A 22,538-nucleotide genomic window follows, 5' to 3' on the forward strand; every position below is an offset into this window, starting at 1 on the left:
TCAGCTTAGAGGCGCCCGGCGCGCGCTGGACAATGTTCCGGTGCCGACCACGCCGCCGCCCGCCGCCGCCACGAGTCCCTACGTCGACCTGACCCGCGCCCAGTGGAGCGCCCTGCGCGACCGCACCCCGCTGCCGCTCACCGCCGAGGAGGTGGAGCGGCTGCGCGGGCTCGGCGACGTCGTCGACCTGGAGGAGGTCGAGGACGTCTACCTGCCGTTGTCCCGCCTGCTGAACCTGTACATCGCCGCGCACAGCGGGCTGCGCGGCGCGCTCAACACCTTCCTCGGGTCGGCCGCGGGCCGGGCCGGCGCCCAGCCCGGCACGCCGTTCGTGATCGGCGTCGCCGGCAGCGTCGCGGTCGGCAAGTCCACCACCGCCCGGGTGCTGCGCGAACTGCTCGCCCGCTGGCCGGAGCACCCGAAGGTCGAACTGGTCACCACCGACGGGTTCCTGCTGCCCAACGCCGAGTTGGAGCGGCGCGGGCTGATGGCCCGCAAGGGCTTCCCCGAGTCCTACGACCGCCGTGCGCTGGTCCGCTTCGTCGCCGACGTGAAGTCAGGCCGCCCCGAGGTGACCGCGCCGGTCTACTCGCACCTCAGCTACGACATCGTGCCCGGCGAGCGGCTGACCGTGCGCCGCCCGGACATCCTGATCGTCGAGGGGCTCAACGTCCTCCAGCCCGCGCTGCCCGGCACGGACGGCCGCACCCGGATCGGCCTCGCCGACCACTTCGACTTCAGCGTGTACGTCGACGCGCGCACCGAGGACATCGAGCAGTGGTACCTCGGCCGGTTCCGCAAGCTGCGCGACACCGCCTTCCAGGACCCGGACTCCTACTTCCGCAAGTACACCCAGGTGCCCGAGGACGAGGCGCTGGCCTACGCCCGCATGGTCTGGCGGACGGTCAACCTGCCCAACCTGGAGGAGAACGTGCTGCCCACCCGCGGCCGCGCCACGCTGGTGCTGCGCAAGGGCGCAGGGCACAAGGTGCTGCGGCTGCGGCTGCGCAAGCTCTGAGGGCCGGCCGCCCGGTACGAAGGCGCCGGGCGCGGCGCGGGGCCCGTACGGCCGCCGCGCCGCGCCCGCCGTCCTCAGCCCAGCGTCGCCTTGACCAGGTCGGCCAGCCGCCCGGCCACCGTGCGCGCGTGGTCGATGTCGGCGGCCTCGACCATCACTCTCACCAGCGGCTCGGTGCCCGAGGGGCGCAGCAGCACCCGGCCGGTGGCGCCGAGTTCGGCCTCGGCCTGGCTGACGGCCACCGCCAGTTCGGGGGTGCGCGGCATCCGCTCCTTGTCCACGTCGGGCACGTTGACCAGCACCTGCGGCAGCCGCCGCATGACGCCGGCCAGGTCCGCGAGCGGCCGGCCGGTGGCCGCGACCCGGGCGGCCAGCAGCAGCCCGGTCAGGGTGCCGTCCCCGGTGGTGGCGTGGTCCAGCACGATGACGTGCCCGGACTGCTCGCCGCCGAGCGCGTAGCCGTGCTCCTTCATCGACTCCAGGACGTAGCGGTCGCCGACCGCGGTCTGCACCAGGTTGATGCCCTCGCGCTCCATCGCCAGCTTGAAGCCGAGGTTGGACATGACCGTGGCGACGACGGTGTTCTCCCGCAGCGCGCCCTGCTCGCGCAGCGCCAGCGCCAGCACCGCGAGGATCTGGTCGCCGTCGATCTCCTCGCCGGAGGCGTCCACGGCCAGGCAGCGGTCGGCGTCGCCGTCGTGCGCGATGCCCAGGTCCGCGCCGTGCTCGACCACGGCGGCCTTGAGCAGGTCCAGGTGGGTGGAGCCGCAGCCGTCGTTGATGTTGAGGCCGTCGGGCTGGGCGCCGATGGTGACGACCTCGGCGCCGGCCCGGGAGAACGCCTCGGGCGACACCCGGGAGGCGGCGCCGTGCGCCTCGTCGAGGACGATCTTCAGGCCGTCGAGCCGGTTGGGCAGCACCGCGACGAGGTGGGCGACGTACCGGTCGAAGCCCTCGTCGTAGTCCCGGACCCGGCCGACGCCGGCGCCGGTCGGGCGCACCCAGGGGGCGCCGGTGCGGTGCTCCTCGTAGACCGCCTCGATCCGGTCCTCCAGCTCGTCGTCGAGCTTGTGGCCGCCGCGGGCGAGGAACTTGACGCCGTTGTCCGGCATCGCGTTGTGGCTGGCGGAGAGCATCACGCCGAGGTCGGCGCCCAGCGCGCCGGTGAGATACGCCACCGCGGGAGTGGGCAGCACACCGACGCGCAGGACGTCCACGCCCGCGCTGGCCAGGCCCGCCACCACGGCGGCCTCCAAAAACTCGCCCGAGGCCCGTGGATCGCGCCCGACCACGGCCACCGGCCGGTGCCCGGCGAAGCTGCCCGCTTCGGCCAGTACGTGTGCCGCCGCGACCGACAGGCCGAGCGCCAGCTCCGCGGTCAGGTCGACGTTGGCGATGCCCCGCACCCCGTCGGTGCCGAAGAGTCGTCCCACAGTGTTTCCTCCGATGCGATGCGGCGGCTCTGCTTGCGTGTGCCACGAACCTGCCGGGTCGTACAAGCACACATATACGCCCCTAGCTCATCATGCGAACGCCCCGGAGGCACCGATGTGCCTCCGGGGCGTTGCGTCGCGCGTCGAGCGGGGGGGTGGGGGCGGACCGCCCGGCTCCCCCGCCGGGACGACTAGCGCTTGCTGAACTGCGGCGCCTTGCGCGCCTTCTTCAGACCGGCCTTCTTCCGCTCGACCGCGCGGTCGTCACGGGTGAGGAAGCCGGCCTTCTTGAGCGGGCCGCGGTTGTTGTCGACGTCCGCCTCGTTGAGCGCACGGGCGACACCCAGGCGCAGCGCACCGGCCTGGCCGGAGATGCCGCCGCCGGAGATGCGGGCGACGACGTCGTAACGGCCGTCGAGCTCCAGCACCTTGAACGGCTCGTTGACTTCCTGCTGGTGCACCTTGTTGGGGAAGTAGCCCTCGAGGGTGCGGCCGTTGATCTTCCACTTGCCGCTGCCGGGGATGATCCGGACGCGGGCGATGGAGCGCTTGCGGCGGCCGGTGCCGGCGGCCGGCTGCGGGTCGCCGAAGCGGGAGGCCAGGGACTCGGAGGTGTACTCACCCTCGACGGCCTCGGACTCGAAGGTCGTGATCTCGTCGTAGGACTCTTCGCCCTCGACGGGGGTCTCGGCGGTGGTCTCAGCCACGATTCTCCTCAGGTTCTTTCTGGTAGCAGGTGGCCGGGACTACTGCGCGACCTGGGTGATCTCGAACGGCACCGGCTGCTGCGCAGCGTGCGGGTGCTGGTCGCCCGAGTAGACCTTCAGCTTGGTGAGCATCTGGCGGCCCAGGGTGTTCTTGGGGAGCATGCCCTTGACGGCCTTCTCGACGGCCTTCTCCGGGCTCTTGGCCAGCAGCTCGTCGTAGCGCACGGAGCGCAGACCGCCGGGGTACCCGGAGTGGCGGTAGGCCATCTTCTGGGTCTTCTTGTTCCCGGACAGGTGCACCTTGTCGGCGTTGATGATGATGACGAAGTCACCGGTGTCGACGTGGGGCGCGTAGATGGGCTTGTGCTTGCCCCGCAGGAGGGTCGCGGCCTGGGTGGCCAGGCGACCCAGGACGACGTCCTGCGCGTCGATGACATGCCACTGGCGCTGAACGTCGCCGGGCTTGGGGCTGTACGTACGCACGGTCGTTAGCCTTCGCTATCTTCGGTGAGTTGGTCCTGACAAGGCCACCCGGCGATCACGACAGCCCTGGTGGCACAAGGGGACGCAACCCATGGGCCTACCGCTGGTCATCGGCCCGGTGGACCGGCGTAAGGGCCTCTCACGTGAGATAGAGCAAGCCAATACGCATAACGACATCGCAGAATACCCGGGTGGTCCCTGCCGGGTCAAAACGCGTCCCTCCGGGGGCGCGGACGGACCCCCCGGGGCCGGCCGTCCCGCCGGTTGCGGGACCTCGCGGCCCGGGCCGGCCGACGGTCAGCGGGGCCTTTCGACACGGCGCTCGTCCCACACGGGGGCCGGGGTCTCGCGGACCAGGCCGTCGGAGCCGAAGACGAGGTAGCGGTCGAAGCTGCGGGCGAACCAGCGGTCGTGGGTGACCGCGAGGACCGTGCCGTCGTAGGCCTCCAGACCGTCCTGGAGGGCCTCCGCGCTCTCCAGGTCGAGGTTGTCCGTCGGCTCGTCCAGCAGCAGCGCGGTGGTGCCCTGGAGTTCCATCAGCAGGATCTGGAAGCGGGCCTGCTGCCCGCCGGAGAGCTTGTCGAAGGTCTGGTCGCCCTGCCGCTCCAGTTCGTACCGCCGCAGCACCGACATCGCCCGGCCCCGGTCGCGGGAGTGCTCGGCCCACAGGATGTCCACCAGGGTGCGGCCGGCCAGCTCGGGGTGGGCGTGGGTCTGCGCGAAGTGCCCGGGCACCACCCGGGCGCCCAGCTTGTACGTCCCGCTGTGCGCGACCGAGGAGTCCCCGGCCAGCAGCCGCAGGAAGTGCGACTTGCCCGAACCGTTGGACCCCAGCACCGCGACCCGCTCGCCGTAGAACACCTCCAGGTCGAACGGCCGCATCAGGCCGGTCAGTTCGAGCTGCTCGCAGGTGACCGCCCGCACCCCGGTCCGGCCGCCCTGCAACCGCATCCGGATGTCCTGCTCGCGCGGCGGCTCCTGGGGCGCCCCCGCCTCCTCGAACCGCCGCAGCCGGGTCTGCGCCGCGTGGTAGCGCGAGGCCATGTCCGGGCTGTTGGCCGCCTGCTGCCGCAGCCGCAGCACCATCGCCCTGAGCTTGGCGTGCTCCTCGTCCCAGCGGCGGCGCAGCTCCTCGAACCGAGCGAAGCGCTCCTTGCGGGCCTCGTGGAAGGTGTCGAACCCGCCGCCGTGCACCCACGCGGTGGACCCGGCCGGACCGGTCTCCACACTGACGATCTTCTCCGCGGTGCGCGACAGCAGCTCGCGGTCGTGGCTGACGAACAGCACCGTCTTGCGGGTCAGCGCGATCTGCTCCTCCAGCCAGCGCTTGCCCGGCACGTCCAGGTAGTTGTCCGGCTCGTCCAGCAGCAGCACCTCGTCCGGGCCGCGCAGCAGCGCCTCCAGCACCAGCCGCTTCTGCTCGCCGCCCGAGAGCGTCTTCACCTCGCGCCACTGCGCCCGGTCGTACGGCACCCCGAGCGCGGCCATGGTGCACATGTCCCACAGCGTCTCCGCCTCATAGCCGCGCGCCTCGGCCCACTCGCTCAGCGCCGTGGCGTACGCCATCTGCGCCGGCTCGTCGTCCTGCGCCATGATCGCCAGCTCGGCGGCGTCGACGGCCTTGGCCGCGGCCTGGATACGGGGGTGCGCCACCGACACCAGCAGGTCGCGCACGGTGCGGTCGTCGCGGACGCTGCCCACGAACTGGCGCATCACGCCGAGGCCGCCGCTGACGGTGACACCGCCACCGTGCGGTTTCAGCTCTCCGGAGATCAGCCGCAGCAGTGTGGTCTTGCCCGCTCCGTTCGGCCCCACCAGGGCCACCGCGGCGCCCTCCCCGACCCGGAACGAGACGTCGCCGAGCAGCGCCCGTCCGTCCGGGAGGTAGTACTCGATGTGCGCGGCTTCGACGTGACCCATGGTCCGGATTCTCCCTGTCCCTGTGGACCCGCCCCAAGTCCTTTTCCGGGGCCGCTGCGGCCATATGATGCGCCACATGAGTGAAGGGCCGGGGCAGCAGCCCCCGCAGGAACCCCGTAACCAAGCCTCCGACGGCCCCCGCGAGGTCCTGGAGGGACGCGTCATTCCCTCCCGCACGTCAGACCCCCGGCGCGGCTTCGCCGGGCCGCCGCAGCAGGAGCGGTCCCCGCAGGAGCAGGGCGCGCAGGGCGCGCAGCCGCCCGCGGCCGGGGGCGGCGCCCCCGAGAGCCCGTACAGCTTCCGGCCGGGTGCGCCCGGTGCCGCCGGTGCGGCCGGTGCGCCCGGCTCCGGGGGCCAGACCGGCCCGGGGGGCCAAGGCGGCCAGGGCTTCCAGGGCGCCGGGCCTGCCGGGCCCGCCGCGCCCGCCGCGGCCCAGGGCGGACCGGCCGCACCGGGGCCGCAAGGAGGCGGCTACGGCTTCCCGCAACAGCAGCCCGCGCAGCCCCAGCCGCAGTCCCAGCCGCAGGCGCCCGCGGCCGGCCAGGGCCCTGCCGCCCCCGGCACCCCGCAGCAGGGCGGCTACGGCTTCCCGCAACAGCAGCAGCCCGGCGCCGCTCCCGGCGCCGCCCAGGGCGGCTACGGCTTCCCCCGGCCGCAGCAGACCGGCGGCCCGGGCGCGGGCCCCGCGGCTCCCCCGGCGAACGGGCCCGCGGCGGGCGCCGACGCACCCGGGACCCCTGACTGGAGCGCGCTCGCCGAGGAGCAGGCCAGCGGCGCCCAGCGCCGCCGCAAGGTGATGATGCTGGTCGGCGGGGCCGTGGCCGTCGCGGTGATAGCGGGCGGCGTGGCCACGGCCGTGGTGGTGTCCGGCCACCACTCCGACCACCCGATCGCCGACCCGAGCGGGTCGACGGGCAGCACCGGCCGGCAGTCGCTGCCGCCCGAGCCGTCCTTCTCCTCCGTCGCCCCGCCCTCGCCGGAGAACCCGCTGGACTTCATCTCCTCCGCGGCGAAGGACAAGGCGCCCCTCAGCGCGGCGTCGCTCTTCCCGGGCAAGACGTTCGTACTGGCCGGACGCACCTACACCAAGACCAACATCGCCAGCACCTCCTCGTGCGCGGCAGCCGCCGGCGGCCAGCTCTCCGGCTCGCTCGCCGCCAACGGCTGCACCAAGATGCTGCGCGCCACCTACACCAACGGCGCCATCGCCGTCACCGTCGGCGTCGCGGTCTTCGCCGACAAGGCGCACGCCACCAAGGTGCACAGCGTCGCCCAGTACGTCCGGCCGCTCAACGGCGGCGGCATCGCCGACTTCTGCCACGCCGTGGCCTGCCAGATGACGTCGAACTCGGTCGGCCGCTACGCCTACTTCGCGATCTCCGGCTTCAAGAACGGCAAGACCCTCACCGCGTCCAACACCACCGGCGCCCAGGCCGCCAACGACGCCTCGGACTTCGCCTTCCAGCGGATCGTCCAGCGCGGCCGGGACGCGGCCCAGGCCCAGGCGAACAGCCAGTAAGGCGGCGGGTAAGGGCCGCCCTCCCAGGAGAGCGGTCCTTACCGGCAGCCGGGCAGCGTCCGCATGTTGCGGGCCTCCCGGCTGCGCGCGGCCAACAGTTCGTCCGCCGGGTAGCCGACCTCCTCCAGCGTCAGCCCGTGCGGCCGCACCACGTTGACCGCCGAGTGCCGCTCCCGCCCGGCCAGCACCTCCGCGGGGAAGCCGACCGGCCGGTGCCCGTCGCCGACCAGGATCATCGCGCCGACCAGCGCCCGCACCATGTTGTGGCAGAACGCGTCGGCCCGTACGGTCGCCACCGCCAGCCCGTCGGCGCTGCGCTCCCACGACAGGTCCAGCAGGGTGCGGATGGTCGTCGCGCCCTCCCGCTTCTTGCAGTAGGCGGCGAAGTCGTGCTCCCCGAGCATCAGGCGCGCGGCCTCGTTCATCAGCTCCACGTCCACCGGCCGGTCGTGCCACAGCACATGGCCGCGCAGCAGCGGGTCCACCCCGCCCGGGTGGTCGCCGATCCGGTAGGCGTACCGGCGCCACACCGCCGAGAACCGGGCGTCGAAACCGGGCGGCGCCTGCGCCACCCCCCACACCCGTACGTCCCACGGCAGCCGTCCGGCCAGTCGGCGCCGCAGCTTCCCGCTCTCCAGCTCCCACACCTCCGCGGGCAGGTCCACGTGCGCCACCTGCCCCCGCGCGTGCACCCCCGCGTCGGTCCGCCCCGCCACCGTCAGCTCGACCGGCTCCGGCAGCCGCAGCACCGTCGCGATCGCGGACTCCAACTCCCCCTGCACCGTCCGCCGGCTGCGCTGCTTCGCCCACCCGGAGAAGTCCGCCCCGTCGTACCCCAGGTCCAACCGCACCCGCACCAGCCCATCCGCCGGCCGGTCATCAAACTCGCTCATCCGTGCAGCCTCTCACTGCTTCCCGCCGGACCGCACCGCGGCTCCGCCGCGAGCGGCGCCGATAGGATCGGCGCCATGACGACGGAGACTCCGCAGCAGGCACCGGACGTGGTCGAGGACGTTTTCGAAGGCACCGCGACCGGCGTCGAGGTCGAGCAGGACGGCGACCAGGAGTCCGGAATCTCCATCGCCAAGCCGTGGGACCCCTCGCAGATCCGGGTCACCACCAACCAGTTCTCCCTGCGCAACATCCTGGACCAGATCGACGAGGAGTCGATCGAACTGGCACCCGACTTCCAGCGCGGGAAGGTCTGGAAGACCGAGCAGAAGTCCCGGTTGATCGAGTCGCTCCTCCTCAACATCCCCCTGCCCGCCTTCTACTTCGCGGAAGACAGCAGCGGCGGGTTCCGGGTCGTCGACGGGCTCCAGCGCCTGTCCACGTTGCACGACTTCGTACGCGGGAATCCGTCGTCCTTCACGCTCAGGGGGCTGGAGTACCTGGAGGCGGAGAACGGGAAGAGTTTCACCGACCTGCCTGTCCAGTGGCAGCGGCGCATCAACAACGCGCAGCTCACGGTGAACGTGATCGACCCCACCACCCCGTCCGGCGTCATGTACGACATCTTCAAGCGGATCAACACCGGTGGCACTCCGCTGAACGCCCAGGAGATCCGGCACTGCATGAGCAGGAACCGCAGCCGCCAGATCCTGAAGACGATGACCGCGATGCCGGAGTTCGACGCCGCGACGCACCTGGCCGGCCACATCCGGATGAACGACCGGGAAGTCGCTCTGCGCTTCGCCGCGTTCTGGCTGCGAGGCGTGGAGGAGTACGGACTGCACCCCGCGATGGACGCCTTTCTGGAGACCACGACGGCGCTGCTCGACGCCCCCGGCCACGTACCCGACACCAAGGTCGAGGAGATGTACGCCGCCTTCCGGACAGCCATGCGCAACGCCCGTCTCGTCTTCGGTGAGCACGCCTTCCGCAAGTGGCCCCTCGGGCAGACATCGCGCAGTCCGATCAACCGGGCGCTGGTCGAGACCTGGTCGATCGCGCTGGCCCGGTACTCGTCCGACGACCTCGAACGTCGCAGGGAAACGATCGTCGCAAGTGCACGTCAGCGGATGACGGACGACTTCGACTATCTCGACGCGATCACCTCGTCGACGGGTGACCGCAGACGCGTGACCTTCCGCTTCGAGGCGGCAGCGAAGGATGCGGCGGCAGGTCTGTGATCAGGTCGCTGCGCATCGAGCGCTTCAAGTGCTTCGTGGACACCACTCTCGAGCTACGGCCCCTCACCGTGCTGACCGGCTTCAACGGCGCGGGGAAGAGCACGGTGCTGCAGAGCCTTCTCCTGGCGCGCCAAGCCGCCGTCGGCGCCGACGGCGCGGTCCGTCTCAACGGTCCCTACGGGCTCGCCCTCGGCGAGGCCCACGAACTGCTCCACCCCGACGCGACCACTGCCGACATCTGCGTGTCCGGCCGGAGCGACGAGGAGTCCTGGACCTACCGGTTCGGCGTGCCAGACGGGCGCGCGCTGCACCTCAACGTCGTGGAGAGCCCGCAGGAGCCCTCGCCGCAGCTGGTCCGTCCGGGCTTCGGCTTCACCTACCTCGGCGCGGAGCGGCTCGGCCCCCGAGACGTGCTGGCCGTCTCCGGGGAGCCGCCGGACGACCTCGGTGTCGGAGTCCGTGGGGAACACACGGCCCAGGTCCTGGCCCTCCGCGAGCTGCGCATCACGCGCAAGGCGCTCAACGTGCGGGAAGAGCTGACCTTCCCCCACACCGACGTCAACCTGCTGCGCGCCCAGACGGAGGCATGGGCGTCCCACATCATCCGCCCGCTGCGGCTCGAAGCGCACTGGGCCGCGGGGATGGCTGCCAGCGCCCTGCGGGTGCAGGGCGAGAACGGCGACGCCATCCGTCCGGCCAATACCGGGTTCGGCGTGTCCTACGCCCTTCCCGTCATCGTGGCCGGGCTCATGACCTCCCCCGGTGACGTGCTGATCGTGGAGAACCCGGAGGCGCATCTGCACCCCGCCGGGCAGTCGCGGCTCGGGGCCTTCCTCGCGCGCGTCGCCGGCAGCGGGGTGCAGGTGATCGTCGAGACCCACAGTGACCACGTCCTGAACGGCGTCCGGCTGGCGTCCGCTGTGGAAGGGCTGCTTCCGCCGGCGGACACCATCGTGCAGTTCTTCGACCACCGGGGGATCACGTCGATCGAGCTCGGCGGCCGGGGAGACCTCTCCCAGTGGCCGCCCGGATTCTTCGACCAGATCGAGGACGACCTGGGAAGGCTCGCCCGTGCCCGGCGCCGCGGGTGAGCCGTACCGGCTTGTCGTCGACCACGGAAGCCTCGATTTCCGGGGCCGCTCCGGTGCGGCCCTTACCGACCTTCTCGACGACTTCAGCGACATGCTGGAAGACCTCCAGGCCGAGCACGAGGTGGCTGCCTGGGCCTCCTGGGTCGAGCAGGAGTGCCGGGACCACGAGCCCCTGCACGCGTTTCTCTACCAGCGGGACAGCGGACCCGAAAGCGTCTCCCCCGACGCCAAACGGCGCTTGAGTCGGCTGATGGACCGGTGCCGCCTCTGGGACGACGACGAGGCGGCCGCAACACCTGACGGTGTCAGCGTGGCGGGTACCGCGCACCCGTGGCCCTCGGCGGCCGGGCACGCGCTCCGCCGCTCACTCCAGGGCACCACGACCGCCTGCCTGCTGCTGCCCACGAAGGAGGCCGTCTCCGGCTGGCAACCGGTGACGTCGGACAGCGGTGCCTCGACCGTCTTCTTCGTCACGAACAGCAGCGGCATCCCCAGCTTCTGGCGTGCGCTCTTCGACCGCGAGGACATCGGCGAAGCCGACTTCGGGATGCTGGCCGGACGGGCCTTCCCCGCGCTCGTGCTCGCCTCGTCGCTCTCCTTCTCCAAGTTCCAGGGCCACTACCGGGACCTGCTCCCGTGGGTGGTCAAGGCGCTGTCCGTGACGAACGACCATTTCGCCGCGGCGCTGGCGACCGGCGCGGGCATCCCCAGACAGGTTCAGGCGGCGCTCGGCGGGCACGGCATCACGCTCTCACCGGAGAGCCCGAAGACACACGCGAACGAAGCGGCCATGAGGGAGCGGGACGTCGAGCACGAGGGGGAGGTGTATCGATGCGAATGGCACGTCAAGCAGCACCCCACCCACAACCGGGTGCACTTCTCACTGCCTGATCAGCGCCTCGGTGGCCGGATACTCATCGGGATCTTCACCGACCACCTGCCGACCTGAGCAGAACGGGCCCGCACCCCGGAGGGGGCGGGCCCGCTGGCTGTGTTCCGGAACCGTCAGGACGCTCAGGCGTCCTTGGACTCCTCGTCCGCCGGAGCGGCGTCCTCGGGCTCGGCGTCCGCCGGAGCGGCGTCCTCGACCGGGGCGTCGTCCTTCTTGGCCTCGGCCAGGGCCTCGTCACCGGCGCGGTCCTTCGCGGAGCGCTTGGTGGCGGCCTCGGCCTCGCCGACCGCGTTCTGCTGCACGGTCAGGGCCTCGACCAGCTCGATGACCGCCATCGGGGCGTTGTCGCCGCGACGGGGACCGACCTTGGTGATGCGGGTGTAGCCACCCGGGCGGTTCTCGTACCGCGGCGCGATCTCCGTGAAGAGCGTGTGCACGACGCCCTTGTCGGTGATCTGCTGCAGCACCTGGCGACGGTTGTGGATGTCGCCCTTCTTCGCCTTCGTGATCAGCCGCTCCGCGACCGGGCGCAGCCGGCGCGCCTTGGCCTCGGTGGTGGTGATCCGGCCGTGCTCGAAGAGCGACTTCGCGAGGTTCGCGAGCAGCAGCTTCTCGTGCGCGGCGCTCCCGCCCAGACGGGCTCCCTTAGCGGGCTGGGGCATGGTCCTTCTCCTTCTACGCTGCACCGGCCGTGTCAGGTACCGATGTCAGTGCGAACCGGCGGCTGCCGGCTCGTGTGTCCCGGGGCCGAGCCCCGGAATTCCCGGGGCTGCCGCCCCGGGAGGTTCCGTTCTGCCCCGAGGGGCAAGCACCAAGGGCGCGTGCCCCGCAGGGGCTAGTACTGCTCGGTCTCCACGAAGCCCGCGTCCACGTCGTCGTCGGCGCCGAAGGCGTCGGCGGCGGCGGTCGGGTCGAATCCGGGCGGGCTGTCCTTGAGGGCCAGGCCCATCCCGGCGAGCTTCGCCTTGACCTCGTCGATCGACTTCGCACCGAAGTTGCGGATGTCGAGCAGGTCCGCCTCGGAGCGGGCCACCAGCTCGCCCACCGAGTGGATGCCCTCGCGCTTGAGGCAGTTGTAGGAGCGGACGGTGAGTTCCAGCTCCTCGATCGGCAGCGCCAGGTCCGCGGCCAGGGCGGCGTCCGTCGGGGACGGGCCCATGTCGATGCCCTCGGCGTCGACGTTCAGCTCGCGGGCCAGGCCGAACAGCTCGACCAGGGTCTTGCCGGCCGACGCCATGGCGTCACGCGGCCGCATGGCCTGCTTGGTCTCGACGTCGACGATCAGCTTGTCGAAGTCGGTGCGCTGCTCGACACGGGTCGCCTCGACCTTGTAGGTGACCTTGAGCACCGGGCTGTAGATGGAGTCGACCGGGATGCGGCCGATCTCCTGGCCCTGCTGCTTGTTCTGGACCGCGGAGACGTAGCCGCGACCGCGCTCGACGGTCAGCTCCATCTCCAGCTTGCCCTTGGCGTTGAGCGTGGCCAGCACCAGGTCGGGGTTGTGCACCTCGACACCGGCCGGCGGCGCGATGTCGGCGGCGGTGACCACACCCGGGCCCTGCTTGCGCAGGTACATCACGACCGGCTCGTCGTGCTCCGAGGAGACGACGAGCTGCTTGATGTTGAGGATGAGGTCGATGACGTCTTCCTTGACGCCCGGCACGGTGGCGAACTCGTGCAGGACCCCGTCGATCCGGATCGAGGTGACAGCCGCACCCGGGATCGACGACAGGAGCGTACGGCGCAGGGAGTTGCCGAGGGTGTAGCCGAAGCCCGGCTCCAGCGGCTCGATCACGAACCGGGAGCGGAACTCGTCGACGACCTCTTCGGTCAACGAGGGACGCTGAGCGATCAGCATGTGTTCGGTCCTTCAGTCGTGGGCGCCCGCTATTTGACGCCCCCTGTACTACGAGGGTACGGGCGGCGCGGCGAAACCGTCGTACGACGGCGGCCGCACCGCCCGTGACCTGCGAACTCCTACCCGACTACTACTTCGAGTAGAGCTCGACGATGAGCTGCTCCTGCACCTGGGTGTCGATCACCTGGCGCTCGGGCAGGCTGTGCACCAGAATCCGCAGCTTGCCGGCGTTCGCCTCCAGCCACGCGGGCACCGTCCGGTCGCCGGCCTCGCCCTGCGCCACCGCGAACGGGGTCAGGTTACGGGACCGCTCGCGGACCTCGACGATGTCGTTGACGGACACGCGGGCCGACGGGATGTCGGTCTTGCGGCCGTTGACGGTGATGTGTCCGTGCCGGACCAGCTGACGGGCGTGGTCGCGGGACTTGGCGAAGCCGGCCCGGTACACCACGTTGTCGAGGCGGGTCTCGAGGATGCGCAGAAGGTTCTCACCGGTCTTGCCGGTCTTCTGGTTCGCTTCCTTGTAGTAGTTCACGAACTGCTTCTCGAGGACACCGTAGATACGCGCGCACTTCTGCTTCTCACGAAGCTGGAGGAGGTACTCGCTGTCCTTGGTGCGCCCGCGTCCGTGCTCACCCGGGGGGTAAGGACGGATCTCGATCGGGCACTTCGCGCTCTCGCACTTAGCTCCCTTGAGGAAGAGCTTCTGCTTCTCCCGACGGCAACGCTTGCAGTCGGCCCCGGTGTAACGCGCCATTGTCTAGTTCTCCTGTTTCAGCTGGTCAGACGCGGCGGCGCTTCGGCGGGCGGCAGCCGTTGTGCGGGGTCGGGGTGACGTCCTGGATCGAACCCACCTCCAGGCCGGTGGCCTGGAGCGAGCGGATCGCGGTCTCACGGCCGGAGCCGGGACCCTTGACGAAGACGTCCACCTTGCGCATGCCGTGCTCCTGCGCGCGGCGGGCGGCCGACTCGGCGGCCATCTGCGCGGCGAAGGGGGTGGACTTGCGCGAGCCCTTGAAGCCGACGTGACCGGCGGAGGCCCAGGAGATCACGTTCCCGGCGGGGTCGGTGATCGAGACGATGGTGTTGTTGAACGTGCTCTTGATGTGGGCGTGCCCGTGAGCGACGTTCTTCTTTTCCTTGCGGCGCACCTTCTTGGCTGCGCCCTGACGGCCCTTAGGAGGCATGTGTCAATACTCCCGGTGGAGGTGATCGGTCCTACAGCGAAGACCGCTGATGGGGTCTGGCTGTCGGACTACTTCTTGCCCGGCTTCTTCTTACCGGCGATGGCGCGACGCGGACCCTTGCGGGTACGGGCGTTGGTGTGAGTGCGCTGGCCGTGGACCGGGAGGCCGCGACGGTGGCGCAGACCCTGGTAGCAGCCGATCTCGACCTTGCGGCGGATGTCGGCCTGGATCTCACGGCGGAGGTCACCCTCGGTCGTGTAGTTGTCGTCGACCCACTTGCCGATCTTGACGAGGTCTTCCTCGGCAAGGTCGCGGACGCGGGTGTCGGGGTTCACACCGGTGCTCTTCAGGATCTCCTGGGCGCGCGAGCGCCCGATGCCGAAGACGTAGGTGAGGGCGATCTCGACGCGCTTCTCACGCGGGAGGTCAACGCCTGAAAGGCGTGCCATGTGCTTGGCTCCTGGTGTTCTCGGAGGTCTTCCGCAGTTCCGGTTCCTGTCCGCCGTACCAGGTACGAACAGGTCCCCGGCCTCCTCCGGGGGTGTCATCCCCGTCCGGGACGGGGATGGGAACTGCGTATGTACGCGTGCTGCGTCGCGCGAAGTTCTGCTGGTGCAGGGGTGGTCGGCTGGGCGTCAGCCCTGGCGCTGCTTGTGGCGCAGGTTGTCGCAGATGACCATGACCCGGCCGTGGCGGCGGATCACCTTGCACTTGTCGCAGATCTTCTTGACGCTCGGCTTGACCTTCATGGGACTGAGGTTCTCCGGGTCGTGTGCTGAGATCTACAAGCGGGTTACTTGTATCGGTAGACGATCCGTCCGCGCGTCAGGTCGTAGGGAGACAACTCCACCACGACCCGGTCATCCGGGAGGATACGGATGTAGTGCATCCGCATCTTGCCGCTGATGTGCGCGAGGACCTTGTGACCGTTCTGGAGCTCCACCTTGAACATCGCGTTCGGCAGAGACTCGATCACGGTGCCCTCGATCTCGATGGCGCCTTGCTTTTTGGCCATGTCCTGCTTTCGGGATCGGCTACCGGGGTCGGCTCCGGACATGCCGGAAGACACGCGGGGCCGACATATGAGTCTACGGCAACGGCCGACGAAAGACGAATCCAGAAGTATGCCCACGCAGCGTGATCGTTACGCCGGTGGGCCGGCGGCTCCGCCGCGGCACCGGCTCGCGGCCCCGCGGGGCGCTACGCGAGCGGGTCGGGGGCGGCCGTCACGCCGTACTCGGCGAGCTTCGCCCGGCCGCCGTCAGGGGCGGTGAGCACCAGCGGGCCCTGCTCGGTCAGCGCGATGCTGTGCTCCCAGTGCGCCGACCAGGAACCGTCGTCGGACTTGACGGTCCACTCGTCCTCCAGCACATGGGTGTGCGGGGTGCCGAGCGTCACCATCGGCTCGATCGCCAGGCACAGCCCCGGCACCAGCCGCATGCCGCGGCCGCGCTTCTTGGTGACGTAGTTGAGCACGTGCGGGTCCATGTGCATCTGGCTGCCGATGCCGTGCCCGCCGTACCCCTCCACGATGCCGTACTTGCCCGACGAAGGCCGCGGCTGGCGGCGGATGTACGACTCGACCGCCTGCGAGATGTCGTCCAGCCGGTTGCCCTTGCGGAAGGCGGCGATGCCCGCCCACATGGACTCCTCGGTGACCCGGCTCAGCTCGGCCAGCTCCGGGGCGTGCCCGGTGCCCACCAGGCAGGTGAAGGCCGCGTCGCCGTGCCAGCCGTCCACGATCGCGCCCGCGTCCACCGCGAGGATGTCGCCGTCCTTGAGCACCGTCACCGCGTCGGGGATGCCGTGCACCACCACGTCGTTCACCGACGTGCAGATGTTGCCCGGAAAGCCGCCGTAGCCGAGGAAGTTGGGCTTCGCCCCGTGGTCGGCGAGCACCTTCGCGGCGACCTCGTCCAGGTCCTTGGTGGTGGCGCCGGGCACCGCCGCCGCCCGGGTCGCCTCGTGGATCGCCGCGACGACCAGACCGGCCTCCCGCATCTTCGCGATCTGCTCCGCGGTCTTCAGCTCCACCATCGCGGCCGACGCCTTCCTTGCTGCCTTGGGTCCGTACTGCCTTGCATCACTGCCGTGCACCACTGCTGCGCACCGCTGCCGTGCGTCCGCCGATCCAGGGTCGGGCCCGGGCGCGGGTCACCCACAACCATACGGCCGTGGCGCCCCTGGGGGCACCACGGCCGTGGCATGCACATGCACCGGCGGGGGCCGGCGCGGGGCGGGCTACCGGGCTTACGCGGTCGGCTCGCCGGCCTCCGCGCCGAGCGCCGTCATGGCACGCGCGGTCACCTCGGACACCGCGCCGAGCGCCGAGATGGTGACCACCAGACCCTGCTTCTTGTAGTAGTCGATGATCGGCTCGGTCTCGCGGTGGTAGATCTCCAGCCGGTTGCGCACCTTGTCCGGGGCGTCGTCGTCACGCCGGTACAGCTCGCCGCCGCACTCGTCGCAGACCCCCTCGGCCTTCGGCTGCTTGTACTCGACGTGGAAGACGTGCGCGCCGTTGTTGCGGCAGATCCGGCGGCCGGCGATCCGCTTGACCACCTCGTCCTCCGGGACCTCCAGGTCCAGCACGCCGTCCAGCGCGATCTCGTGCCGCGCCAGGTAGGCGTCCAGCGCCCGCGCCTGCTGCTCGTTGCGCGGGAAGCCGTCCAGCAGGAACCCGCCGGTCGCGTCCGGCTGCTCCAGCCGGTCCTCGGCCATGCCGATCGTGACCTCGTCGGGCACCAGGTCGCCGGCGTCCATGTACGCCTTCGCCTGCTTGCCCAGGTCGGTGCCCTGACTGATGTTGGCGCGGAACAGGTCGCCCGTGGAGATGTGCGGGATCGAGAGGTTCTTGGCGAGGAACGCGGCCTGCGTCCCCTTGCCTGCGCCGGGGGGCCCGACCAGGACGATACGCATCAGCGGAGGAACCCTTCGTAGTTACGCTGCTGGAGCTGGCTTTCGATCTGCTTCACGGTCTCCAGACCCACACCGACGATGATGAGGATGCTGGTGCCACCCAGAGGGAAGTTGCCGTTGCTCCCGTTGAAGATCGCGATGGCGACCGTCGGAACGAGGGCGATCAGACCCAGGTACAGCGAGCCGGGCCACGTGATGCGGTTGAGCACGTAACTCAGGTATTCAGCGGTGGGGCGACCGGCCCGGATACCCGGGATGAACCCACCATACTTCTTCATATTGTCGGCCACTTCTTCGGGGTTGAAGGAGATGGCGACGTAGAAGAAGGCGAAGAAGACGATCAGCAGGAAGTACGCGGCCATGTACGCCGGGTGGTCGCCCTTGGTGAAGTTGCGGCTGATCCACTGCGCCCAGCCGGCCGTCGACCCGGAGAACTGCACCACCAGCGCCGGGATGTAGAGCAGCGACGAGGCGAAGATGACCGGGATCACACCGGCCTGGTTCACCTTGAGCGGGATGTACGTGGAGGTGCCGCCGTAGGACCGGCGGCCGATCATGCGCTTGGCGTACTGCACCGGGATGCGGCGCTGCGCCTGCTCGACGAAGACCACCAGGCCGACCATGACCAGGCCGATCAGGATCACCGAGATGAACTCGACCCAGCCGCCGGCGATGGTGCCGGAGACCTTGATGCCCCACAGCGAGCCGGGGAAGCCGGCCGCGATCGAGACGAACATCAGGATCGACATGCCGTTGCCGATACCGCGGTCGGTGATCAGCTCGCCCAGCCACATGATCATCACGGTGCCCGCGGTCATGCACGTGACCATGGTGACGGTGGTGAAGATCGACTGGTTCGGGACGATGTCGTTGCCCTGGGTGCAGGTCGAGAAGAGGTTGCCGGAGCGGGCGGTCGCCACCAGGCCGGTGCCCTGGAGGATCGCGAGCGCGACCGTCAGGTACCGGGTGTACTGGGTGATCTTGGTGGTTCCGGCCTGCCCCTCCTTCTTCAGGGCTTCCAGCCGCGGGATCACCACGGTCAGCAGCTGCAGGATGATGCTCGCCGTGATGTACGGCATGATCCCCAGCGCGAAGATGGTGAGCTGGAGCAGCGCTCCGCCACTGAACATGTTGACCAGGCCGAAGAGGCTGTTGTTGCCCTTCGTCTGCTTCACGCAGTCGTTGACCACGCCGAAGTCGATCCCCGGCACCGGCACATGCGCGCCCAGCCGGTACACCACGATGATGGCGAGCGTGAAGAGCAGCTTCTTGCGCAGGTCGGGCGTCCTGAACGCCCGGGCGAACGCGGTGAGCACGGTGCCTCCTGCACCCCCCGCGCCACGGCGGAAGGACGGTCTCTGGTGAGATTTCTGACGGATAGGGGCTCGGCCACCTTACCGGCGACGTGCCCCCGGTAGGAATGACCCATCGGCCAGGGAAAATTCACAGAAATGAACGACCGGGGACGCCCTGAGGTACTGGGCGTCCCCGGTCGGGTTGCACATCCGGCTCAGACGAGCTCGGTGACGGTGCCGCCGGCGGCGGTGATCTTCTCCTTGGCGGAGCCGGAGACCGCGTCCACGGTCACCTGCAGGGCCACGGAGACGTCGCCGGTGCCGAGCACCTTGACGAGCTGGTTCTTCCGCACCGCACCCTTGGCGACCAGGTCGGCAACGGTGACCTCGCCACCCTCGGGGTAGAGGGCCGCGAGCTTGTCCAGGTTGACCACCTGGTACTCGGTACGGAACGGGTTCTTGAAGCCCTTGAGCTTCGGGAGCCGCATGTGGAGGGGCATCTGCCCGCCCTCGAAGCGCTCCGGAACCTGGTAGCGGGCCTTGGTGCCCTTGGTGCCGCGACCGGCCGTCTTGCCCTTGGACGCCTCACCACGACCCACGCGGGTCTTGGCGGTCTTGGCGCCCGGAGCCGGACGGAGGTTGTGCACCTTGATCGGGTTGTCACCCATGATCAGTCGACCTCCTCGACCGTGACGAGGTGGCGGACGGTGTGGACCATGCCGCGGATCTCCGGGCGGTCCTCCTTGACCACGACGTCGTGCAGGCGCTTGAGCCCGAGCGAACGCAGGGTGTCACGGTGGTTCTGCTTGCTGCCGATGTAGGACTTGGTCTGCGTGACCTTCAGGCGCGCCATCACACACCAACCCCGGCCCGGGCGCGCAGCAGCGCGGCCGGCGCGACGTCCTCGATCGGCAGACCGCGGCGGGCGGCGATCTCCTCGGGCCGCTGAAGGCCCTGGAGCGCGGCCACCGTGGCGTGCACGATGTTGATCGCGTTGTCCGAGCCGAGGCTCTTGGACAGCACGTCGTGGATGCCCGCGCACTCCAGCACGGCACGCACCGGGCCACCGGCGATCACACCGGTACCGGGGGAAGCCGGCTTGAGCAGGACGACGCCCGCGGCCTTCTCACCCTGGATCGGGTGCGGGATGGTGCCCTGGATACGGGGGACCTTGAAGAAGTGCTTCTTGGCCTCCTCCACACCCTTGGCGATGGCGGCCGGCACCTCCTTGGCCTTGCCGTAGCCGACACCGACGGTGCCGTCACCGTCGCCCACCACGACCAGCGCGGTGAAGCTGAAGCGACGACCACCCTTCACAACCTTGGCGACGCGGTTGATCGCGACGACCCGCTCGACATAGGCGGTCTTCTCGGCCTGCTGGCCGCCGTCCCGCCGGTCCTTACGGTCCCGTCGCTCGCCGCCACCGGCACCGCTTCCGCGGCGCTGGGGTCCAGCCATTGGAATTACCTCTCGATCCTTTTAGCGTTTCTCCGCTAGCTAACGGAACCGGGCTCAGAACTTCAGGCCGGCTTCGCGGGCGGCGTCCGCCAGGGCGGCGATCCGCCCAGCGTACTGGTTGCCGCCACGGTCGAAGACGACAGCTTCGACGCCCTTGGCCTTCGCACGCTCGGCCACGAGCTGGCCGACCTGCTTCGCCTTGGCGCTCTTGTCGCCCTCGCCGCCGCGGATGGACGCGTCCAGGGTCGACGCCGACGCGAGCGTGTGGCCCGCGAGGTCGTCGATGACCTGCGCCACGATGCCGCGGTTGGACCGCGTCACCACCAGGCGCGGGCGCTCGGACGTACCGTTGACGCGCTTGCGCACCCGGATGTGGCGCCGCTTGAGCGCCGCACCCTTGTACGCCTTGCCCTTGGCGATCTTCACACCGTATGCCATGGCTACTTACCAGCCTTTCCGACCTTGCGGCGGATGACCTCGCCGGCGTACTTGACGCCCTTCGCCTTGTACGGGTCAGGCTTCCGCAACTTGCGGATGTTGGCGGCCACTTCGCCGACCTTCTGCTTGTCGATGCCCTCGACGGAGAACTTCACCGGGGACTCGACCTTGAAGGAGATGCCCTCGGGGGCCTCGACGAGGATCGGGTGGCTGTAGCCGAGCGAGAACTCCAGGTTGGAGCCCTTCGCCTGGACGCGGTACCCGACGCCGCTGATCTCAAGGGACTTGCTGTAGCCCGCGGTCACGCCGGTGATCATGTTCGCCACCAGCGTGCGGGACAGGCCGTGCAGGGCCTTCGAGACACGCTCGTCGTTGGGGCGGGTGACCAGCAGCACGCCGTCCTCGCCCTTTGCGATCTCGATCGGCGCGGCGACGGTGTGGGTGAGCGAGCCCTTGGGGCCCTTCACCGCGACCGTGCGGCCATCGATGGTGACGTCCACTCCGGCGGGAACCGAGATGGGCAGCTTGCCGATGCGCGACATTGCTCTACCTCTCTTTCCCGGTTACCAGACGTAGGCGAGGACTTCCCCACCCACGCCCTTCTTCTGCGCCTGCTGGCCGGTGAGCAGTCCGTGCGACGTGGAGATGATCGCCACGCCGAGGCCGCCCAGCACCCGAGGCAGGTTGGTGGACTTTGCGTAGACCCGAAGACCCGGCTTGCTGATCCGCTTGATGCCGGCGATCGAGCGCTCGCGGTTCGGGCCGAACTTCAGCTCGAGGATGAGGTTCTTGCCGACCTCGGCCTCCTCGACCTTCCAGCCGGTGATGTAGCCCTCCTGCTGGAGGATCTCCGCGATGTGCGACTTGATCTTGCTGAACGGCATCGCAACCTCGTCGTGGTACGCCGAGTTCGCGTTGCGCAGACGGGTCAGCATGTCTGCGATGGGGTCGGTCATGGTCATGAGTTGGCCCTGGGCCTCTCTCGCCGGGGTTTCCTGTCTGCTCCGTCCCTTTCCCCCGGCCGGAGCCGGGAGCGGGTGTGGAGCGGGGACCTACGGCGTAGTGGATCGGGTCCTGGTGTCCGGAAGGGGACTACCAGGAGCTCTTGGTCACGCCCGGCAGCTCGCCACGGTGCGCCATCTCACGGAGGCACACGCGGCACAGGCCGAACTTGCGGTAGACGGAGTGCGGCCGGCCACAGCGCTGGCAGCGGTTGTACGCGCGCACAGCGAACTTGGGCTTGCGAGCCGACTTAGCGATCAGAGCCTTCTTCGCCACGGTCAGTTCTCCTTGAACGGGAAGCCGAGGTGACGAAGGAGGGCACGACCCTCGTCGTCGTTGGTCGCCGTGGTGACCACGGTGATGTCCATGCCCCGGACCCGGTCGATCTTGTCCTGGTCGATCTCGTGGAACATGACCTGCTCCGTGAGACCGAAGGTGTAGTTGCCCCGGCCGTCGAACTGCTTCGGCGACAGGCCGCGGAAGTCGCGGATACGCGGCAGCGCCAGCGACAGCAGGCGGTCCAGGAACTCCCACATCCGGTCACCGCGCAGCGTGACGTGCGCACCGATCGGCTGACCCTCACGCAGCTTGAACTGCGCGATGGACTTACGGGCCTTGGTGACCTGCGGCTTCTGACCGGTGATCGTGGCGAGGTCGCGGATGGCGCCCTCGATCAGCTTGGAGTCGCGGGCGGCGTCGCCCACACCCATGTTGACCACGATCTTGGTCAGACCGGGGATCTGCATGACGTTCTCGTAGCCGAACTGCTCGTGCAGCTTGCCCGCGATCTCGGCGCGGTAGCGCGCCTTGAGGCGCGGAGCGGTGCTGGTGGCAGCGGCACCTGAAGTTGCAGTAGTCATCTCAGATGTCCTCACCGGTCCGCTTGGCAACGCGGATCTTGGTGCCCTCGTCGTCGAAGCGGTAGCCGACGCGGGTCACGACCTTCTTGCCGTCCTTCTCCACGACCAGCTGCACGTTGCTGACGTGGATCGGCGCCTCGGTGGTGATGATCCCGCCGGTCTTCGAACCGCGGTCGGTCTGGCCGGCCTTGGTGTGCTTCTTGACCCGGTTGACACCCTCGACCAGGACCCGGTCCTCGCGGGGGTAGGCCACGATGACCTTGCCCTGCTTGCCCTTGTCCTTGCCGGTGATGACCTGAACCAGGTCGCCCTTCTTGATCTTCATC

General features: G+C 69.7%; 29 protein-coding genes. 5 read left to right on the forward strand and 24 right to left on the reverse strand.

Going from position 1 to position 22,538, the window contains the following annotated elements; translation table 11 throughout:
- The first annotated feature begins 40 nt into the window (after positions 1-40).
- Positions 41-1,018, forward strand: coding sequence for a type I pantothenate kinase (gene coaA, locus AC3EVP_RS01760; protein ID WP_435125116.1), 978 nt, complete (start codon positions 41-43; stop codon positions 1,016-1,018).
- 74 nt (positions 1,019-1,092) lie between these two features.
- Here coaA and glmM read toward each other — a convergent pair whose 3' ends face one another.
- From glmM to AC3EVP_RS01780, 4 genes are all read right to left on the reverse strand, one after another.
- Complete coding sequence (glmM, locus tag AC3EVP_RS01765) at positions 1,093-2,451, reverse strand: phosphoglucosamine mutase (RefSeq protein ID WP_335978208.1); 1,359 nt, start codon at positions 2,449-2,451, stop codon at positions 1,093-1,095.
- 191 nt (positions 2,452-2,642) lie between these two features.
- Positions 2,643-3,158, reverse strand: coding sequence for a 30S ribosomal protein S9 (rpsI, locus tag AC3EVP_RS01770; RefSeq protein WP_202235538.1), 516 nt, complete (start codon positions 3,156-3,158; stop codon positions 2,643-2,645).
- Positions 3,159-3,197: 39 nt separating this feature from the next.
- Complete coding sequence (gene rplM, locus AC3EVP_RS01775) at positions 3,198-3,641, reverse strand: 50S ribosomal protein L13 (RefSeq protein ID WP_103886886.1); 444 nt, start codon at positions 3,639-3,641, stop codon at positions 3,198-3,200.
- Positions 3,642-3,938: 297 nt separating this feature from the next.
- Positions 3,939-5,561: an ABC-F family ATP-binding cassette domain-containing protein gene (locus AC3EVP_RS01780; protein ID WP_335978210.1), complete on the reverse strand. Its 1,623-nt coding sequence runs from the start codon at positions 5,559-5,561 to the stop codon at positions 3,939-3,941.
- A gap of 76 nt (positions 5,562-5,637) precedes the next feature.
- On the opposite strand from AC3EVP_RS01780, the gene AC3EVP_RS01785 reads away from it, so the two are divergent.
- Complete coding sequence (locus tag AC3EVP_RS01785; protein ID WP_435125122.1) at positions 5,638-7,080, forward strand: hypothetical protein; 1,443 nt, start codon at positions 5,638-5,640, stop codon at positions 7,078-7,080.
- 38 nt (positions 7,081-7,118) lie between these two features.
- Here the strand turns inward: AC3EVP_RS01785 and truA are convergent, their stop codons facing one another.
- Complete coding sequence (gene truA / locus AC3EVP_RS01790) at positions 7,119-7,973, reverse strand: tRNA pseudouridine(38-40) synthase TruA (protein ID WP_435125125.1); 855 nt, start codon at positions 7,971-7,973, stop codon at positions 7,119-7,121.
- A gap of 75 nt (positions 7,974-8,048) precedes the next feature.
- On the opposite strand from truA, the gene AC3EVP_RS01795 reads away from it, so the two are divergent.
- From AC3EVP_RS01795 to AC3EVP_RS01805, 3 genes are read left to right on the forward strand one after another with little or no spacing between them, the layout of a single operon-like run.
- The gene (locus tag AC3EVP_RS01795; RefSeq protein WP_435125128.1) at positions 8,049-9,212 is read left to right on the forward strand and encodes a GmrSD restriction endonuclease domain-containing protein; all 1,164 of its coding nucleotides are present in this window, start codon (positions 8,049-8,051) and stop codon (positions 9,210-9,212) included.
- A complete protein-coding gene (locus AC3EVP_RS01800; protein ID WP_435125130.1) occupies positions 9,209-10,303 on the forward strand; it encodes an AAA family ATPase in 1,095 nt (364 codons plus the stop codon). Before AC3EVP_RS01795 ends, AC3EVP_RS01800 begins: the two co-directional genes overlap by 4 nt.
- Positions 10,284-11,252: a hypothetical protein gene (locus AC3EVP_RS01805; protein WP_435125133.1), complete on the forward strand. Its 969-nt coding sequence runs from the start codon at positions 10,284-10,286 to the stop codon at positions 11,250-11,252. Before AC3EVP_RS01800 ends, AC3EVP_RS01805 begins: the two co-directional genes overlap by 20 nt.
- A 65-nt stretch (positions 11,253-11,317) precedes the next feature.
- Here the strand turns inward: AC3EVP_RS01805 and rplQ are convergent, their stop codons facing one another.
- From rplQ to rplX, 19 genes are all read right to left on the reverse strand, one after another.
- Positions 11,318-11,857 (reverse strand): 50S ribosomal protein L17, encoded by a 540-nt coding sequence (gene rplQ, locus AC3EVP_RS01810; RefSeq protein WP_335978213.1) that lies wholly within the window; start codon positions 11,855-11,857, stop codon positions 11,318-11,320.
- Between the two features lie 173 nt (positions 11,858-12,030).
- Positions 12,031-13,053, reverse strand: a complete 1,023-nt coding sequence (locus tag AC3EVP_RS01815; RefSeq protein ID WP_335978215.1) for a DNA-directed RNA polymerase subunit alpha — start codon at positions 13,051-13,053, stop codon at positions 12,031-12,033.
- A 130-nt stretch (positions 13,054-13,183) separates the two neighbouring features.
- Positions 13,184-13,810: a 30S ribosomal protein S4 gene (rpsD, locus tag AC3EVP_RS01820; protein ID WP_202235531.1), complete on the reverse strand. Its 627-nt coding sequence runs from the start codon at positions 13,808-13,810 to the stop codon at positions 13,184-13,186.
- A 25-nt stretch (positions 13,811-13,835) separates the two neighbouring features.
- Positions 13,836-14,240, reverse strand: a complete 405-nt coding sequence (gene rpsK, locus AC3EVP_RS01825; protein ID WP_006376016.1) for a 30S ribosomal protein S11 — start codon at positions 14,238-14,240, stop codon at positions 13,836-13,838.
- 68 nt (positions 14,241-14,308) lie between these two features.
- Positions 14,309-14,689: a 30S ribosomal protein S13 gene (rpsM, locus tag AC3EVP_RS01830; protein WP_335978219.1), complete on the reverse strand. Its 381-nt coding sequence runs from the start codon at positions 14,687-14,689 to the stop codon at positions 14,309-14,311.
- 186 nt (positions 14,690-14,875) lie between these two features.
- The gene (rpmJ, locus tag AC3EVP_RS01835) at positions 14,876-14,989 is read right to left on the reverse strand and encodes a 50S ribosomal protein L36 (RefSeq protein WP_003956441.1); all 114 of its coding nucleotides are present in this window, start codon (positions 14,987-14,989) and stop codon (positions 14,876-14,878) included.
- Between the two features lie 44 nt (positions 14,990-15,033).
- A complete protein-coding gene (gene infA / locus AC3EVP_RS01840) occupies positions 15,034-15,255 on the reverse strand; it encodes a translation initiation factor IF-1 (RefSeq protein ID WP_003956442.1) in 222 nt (73 codons plus the stop codon).
- Positions 15,256-15,440: 185 nt separating this feature from the next.
- A complete protein-coding gene (gene map, locus AC3EVP_RS01845) occupies positions 15,441-16,277 on the reverse strand; it encodes a type I methionyl aminopeptidase (RefSeq protein ID WP_335978222.1) in 837 nt (278 codons plus the stop codon).
- A gap of 213 nt (positions 16,278-16,490) precedes the next feature.
- A complete protein-coding gene (locus tag AC3EVP_RS01850) occupies positions 16,491-17,159 on the reverse strand; it encodes an adenylate kinase (RefSeq protein WP_335978224.1) in 669 nt (222 codons plus the stop codon).
- On the reverse strand, positions 17,159-18,475 hold the full coding sequence (secY, locus tag AC3EVP_RS01855; protein ID WP_335978226.1) for a preprotein translocase subunit SecY: 1,317 nt from the start codon (positions 18,473-18,475) through the stop codon (positions 17,159-17,161). Before secY ends, AC3EVP_RS01850 begins: the two co-directional genes overlap by 1 nt.
- 194 nt (positions 18,476-18,669) lie before the next feature.
- Positions 18,670-19,122: a 50S ribosomal protein L15 gene (gene rplO / locus AC3EVP_RS01860; RefSeq protein WP_430393162.1), complete on the reverse strand. Its 453-nt coding sequence runs from the start codon at positions 19,120-19,122 to the stop codon at positions 18,670-18,672.
- A gap of 2 nt (positions 19,123-19,124) precedes the next feature.
- On the reverse strand, positions 19,125-19,307 hold the full coding sequence (rpmD, locus tag AC3EVP_RS01865; RefSeq protein ID WP_031524772.1) for a 50S ribosomal protein L30: 183 nt from the start codon (positions 19,305-19,307) through the stop codon (positions 19,125-19,127).
- The gene (gene rpsE / locus AC3EVP_RS01870; protein ID WP_031524774.1) at positions 19,307-19,912 is read right to left on the reverse strand and encodes a 30S ribosomal protein S5; all 606 of its coding nucleotides are present in this window, start codon (positions 19,910-19,912) and stop codon (positions 19,307-19,309) included. Before rpsE ends, rpmD begins: the two co-directional genes overlap by 1 nt.
- Before the next feature lie 54 nt (positions 19,913-19,966).
- Positions 19,967-20,350 (reverse strand): 50S ribosomal protein L18, encoded by a 384-nt coding sequence (gene rplR / locus AC3EVP_RS01875; protein ID WP_103886906.1) that lies wholly within the window; start codon positions 20,348-20,350, stop codon positions 19,967-19,969.
- A 2-nt stretch (positions 20,351-20,352) separates the two neighbouring features.
- Positions 20,353-20,892 carry a 50S ribosomal protein L6 gene (gene rplF / locus AC3EVP_RS01880; RefSeq protein ID WP_335978231.1) on the reverse strand — a complete coding sequence of 180 codons (540 nt, stop codon included), beginning with the start codon at positions 20,890-20,892 and terminating at the stop codon, positions 20,353-20,355.
- Between the two features lie 21 nt (positions 20,893-20,913).
- Positions 20,914-21,312 carry a 30S ribosomal protein S8 gene (gene rpsH / locus AC3EVP_RS01885; RefSeq protein ID WP_335978232.1) on the reverse strand — a complete coding sequence of 133 codons (399 nt, stop codon included), beginning with the start codon at positions 21,310-21,312 and terminating at the stop codon, positions 20,914-20,916.
- Positions 21,313-21,442: 130 nt separating this feature from the next.
- Entirely contained in the window at positions 21,443-21,628 is a 186-nt protein-coding gene (locus AC3EVP_RS01890) for a type Z 30S ribosomal protein S14 (RefSeq protein WP_093713218.1), read from the reverse strand.
- A gap of 2 nt (positions 21,629-21,630) precedes the next feature.
- On the reverse strand, positions 21,631-22,212 hold the full coding sequence (gene rplE, locus AC3EVP_RS01895; RefSeq protein WP_335978237.1) for a 50S ribosomal protein L5: 582 nt from the start codon (positions 22,210-22,212) through the stop codon (positions 21,631-21,633).
- A gap of 1 nt (position 22,213) precedes the next feature.
- Entirely contained in the window at positions 22,214-22,537 is a 324-nt protein-coding gene (rplX, locus tag AC3EVP_RS01900; RefSeq protein WP_202235522.1) for a 50S ribosomal protein L24, read from the reverse strand.
- Between the last annotated feature and the right edge of the window lies 1 nt (position 22,538).

Source organism: Actinacidiphila sp. bgisy144 (genome assembly GCF_057708105.1).

Coding starts and splice junctions, on each gene's coding strand:
- AC3EVP_RS01780 (WP_335978210.1), bottom strand. CDS start 5,561: ATGGGTCACGTCGAAGCCGCGCACATCGAGTACTACCTCCCGGACGGA.
- AC3EVP_RS01785 (WP_435125122.1), top strand. CDS start 5,638: ATGAGTGAAGGGCCGGGGCAGCAGCCCCCGCAGGAACCCCGTAACCAA.
- truA (WP_435125125.1), bottom strand. CDS start 7,973: ATGAGCGAGTTTGATGACCGGCCGGCGGATGGGCTGGTGCGGGTGCGG.
- AC3EVP_RS01795 (WP_435125128.1), top strand. CDS start 8,049: ATGACGACGGAGACTCCGCAGCAGGCACCGGACGTGGTCGAGGACGTT.
- rplQ (WP_335978213.1), bottom strand. CDS start 11,857: ATGCCCCAGCCCGCTAAGGGAGCCCGTCTGGGCGGGAGCGCCGCGCAC.
- AC3EVP_RS01815 (WP_335978215.1), bottom strand. CDS start 13,053: ATGCTGATCGCTCAGCGTCCCTCGTTGACCGAAGAGGTCGTCGACGAG.
- rpsD (WP_202235531.1), bottom strand. CDS start 13,810: ATGGCGCGTTACACCGGGGCCGACTGCAAGCGTTGCCGTCGGGAGAAG.
- rpsK (WP_006376016.1), bottom strand. CDS start 14,240: ATGCCTCCTAAGGGCCGTCAGGGCGCAGCCAAGAAGGTGCGCCGCAAG.
- rpsM (WP_335978219.1), bottom strand. CDS start 14,689: ATGGCACGCCTTTCAGGCGTTGACCTCCCGCGTGAGAAGCGCGTCGAG.
- rpmJ (WP_003956441.1), bottom strand. CDS start 14,989: ATGAAGGTCAAGCCGAGCGTCAAGAAGATCTGCGACAAGTGCAAGGTG.
- infA (WP_003956442.1), bottom strand. CDS start 15,255: ATGGCCAAAAAGCAAGGCGCCATCGAGATCGAGGGCACCGTGATCGAG.
- map (WP_335978222.1), bottom strand. CDS start 16,277: ATGGTGGAGCTGAAGACCGCGGAGCAGATCGCGAAGATGCGGGAGGCC.
- AC3EVP_RS01850 (WP_335978224.1), bottom strand. CDS start 17,159: ATGCGTATCGTCCTGGTCGGGCCCCCCGGCGCAGGCAAGGGGACGCAG.
- rplO (WP_430393162.1), bottom strand. CDS start 19,122: ATGGGTGACAACCCGATCAAGGTGCACAACCTCCGTCCGGCTCCGGGC.
- rpmD (WP_031524772.1), bottom strand. CDS start 19,307: ATGGCGCGCCTGAAGGTCACGCAGACCAAGTCCTACATCGGCAGCAAG.
- rpsE (WP_031524774.1), bottom strand. CDS start 19,912: ATGGCTGGACCCCAGCGCCGCGGAAGCGGTGCCGGTGGCGGCGAGCGA.
- rplR (WP_103886906.1), bottom strand. CDS start 20,350: ATGGCATACGGTGTGAAGATCGCCAAGGGCAAGGCGTACAAGGGTGCG.
- rplF (WP_335978231.1), bottom strand. CDS start 20,892: ATGTCGCGCATCGGCAAGCTGCCCATCTCGGTTCCCGCCGGAGTGGAC.
- rpsH (WP_335978232.1), bottom strand. CDS start 21,312: ATGACCATGACCGACCCCATCGCAGACATGCTGACCCGTCTGCGCAAC.
- rplE (WP_335978237.1), bottom strand. CDS start 22,212: ATGACTACTGCAACTTCAGGTGCCGCTGCCACCAGCACCGCTCCGCGC.
- rplX (WP_202235522.1), bottom strand. CDS start 22,537: ATGAAGATCAAGAAGGGCGACCTGGTTCAGGTCATCACCGGCAAGGAC.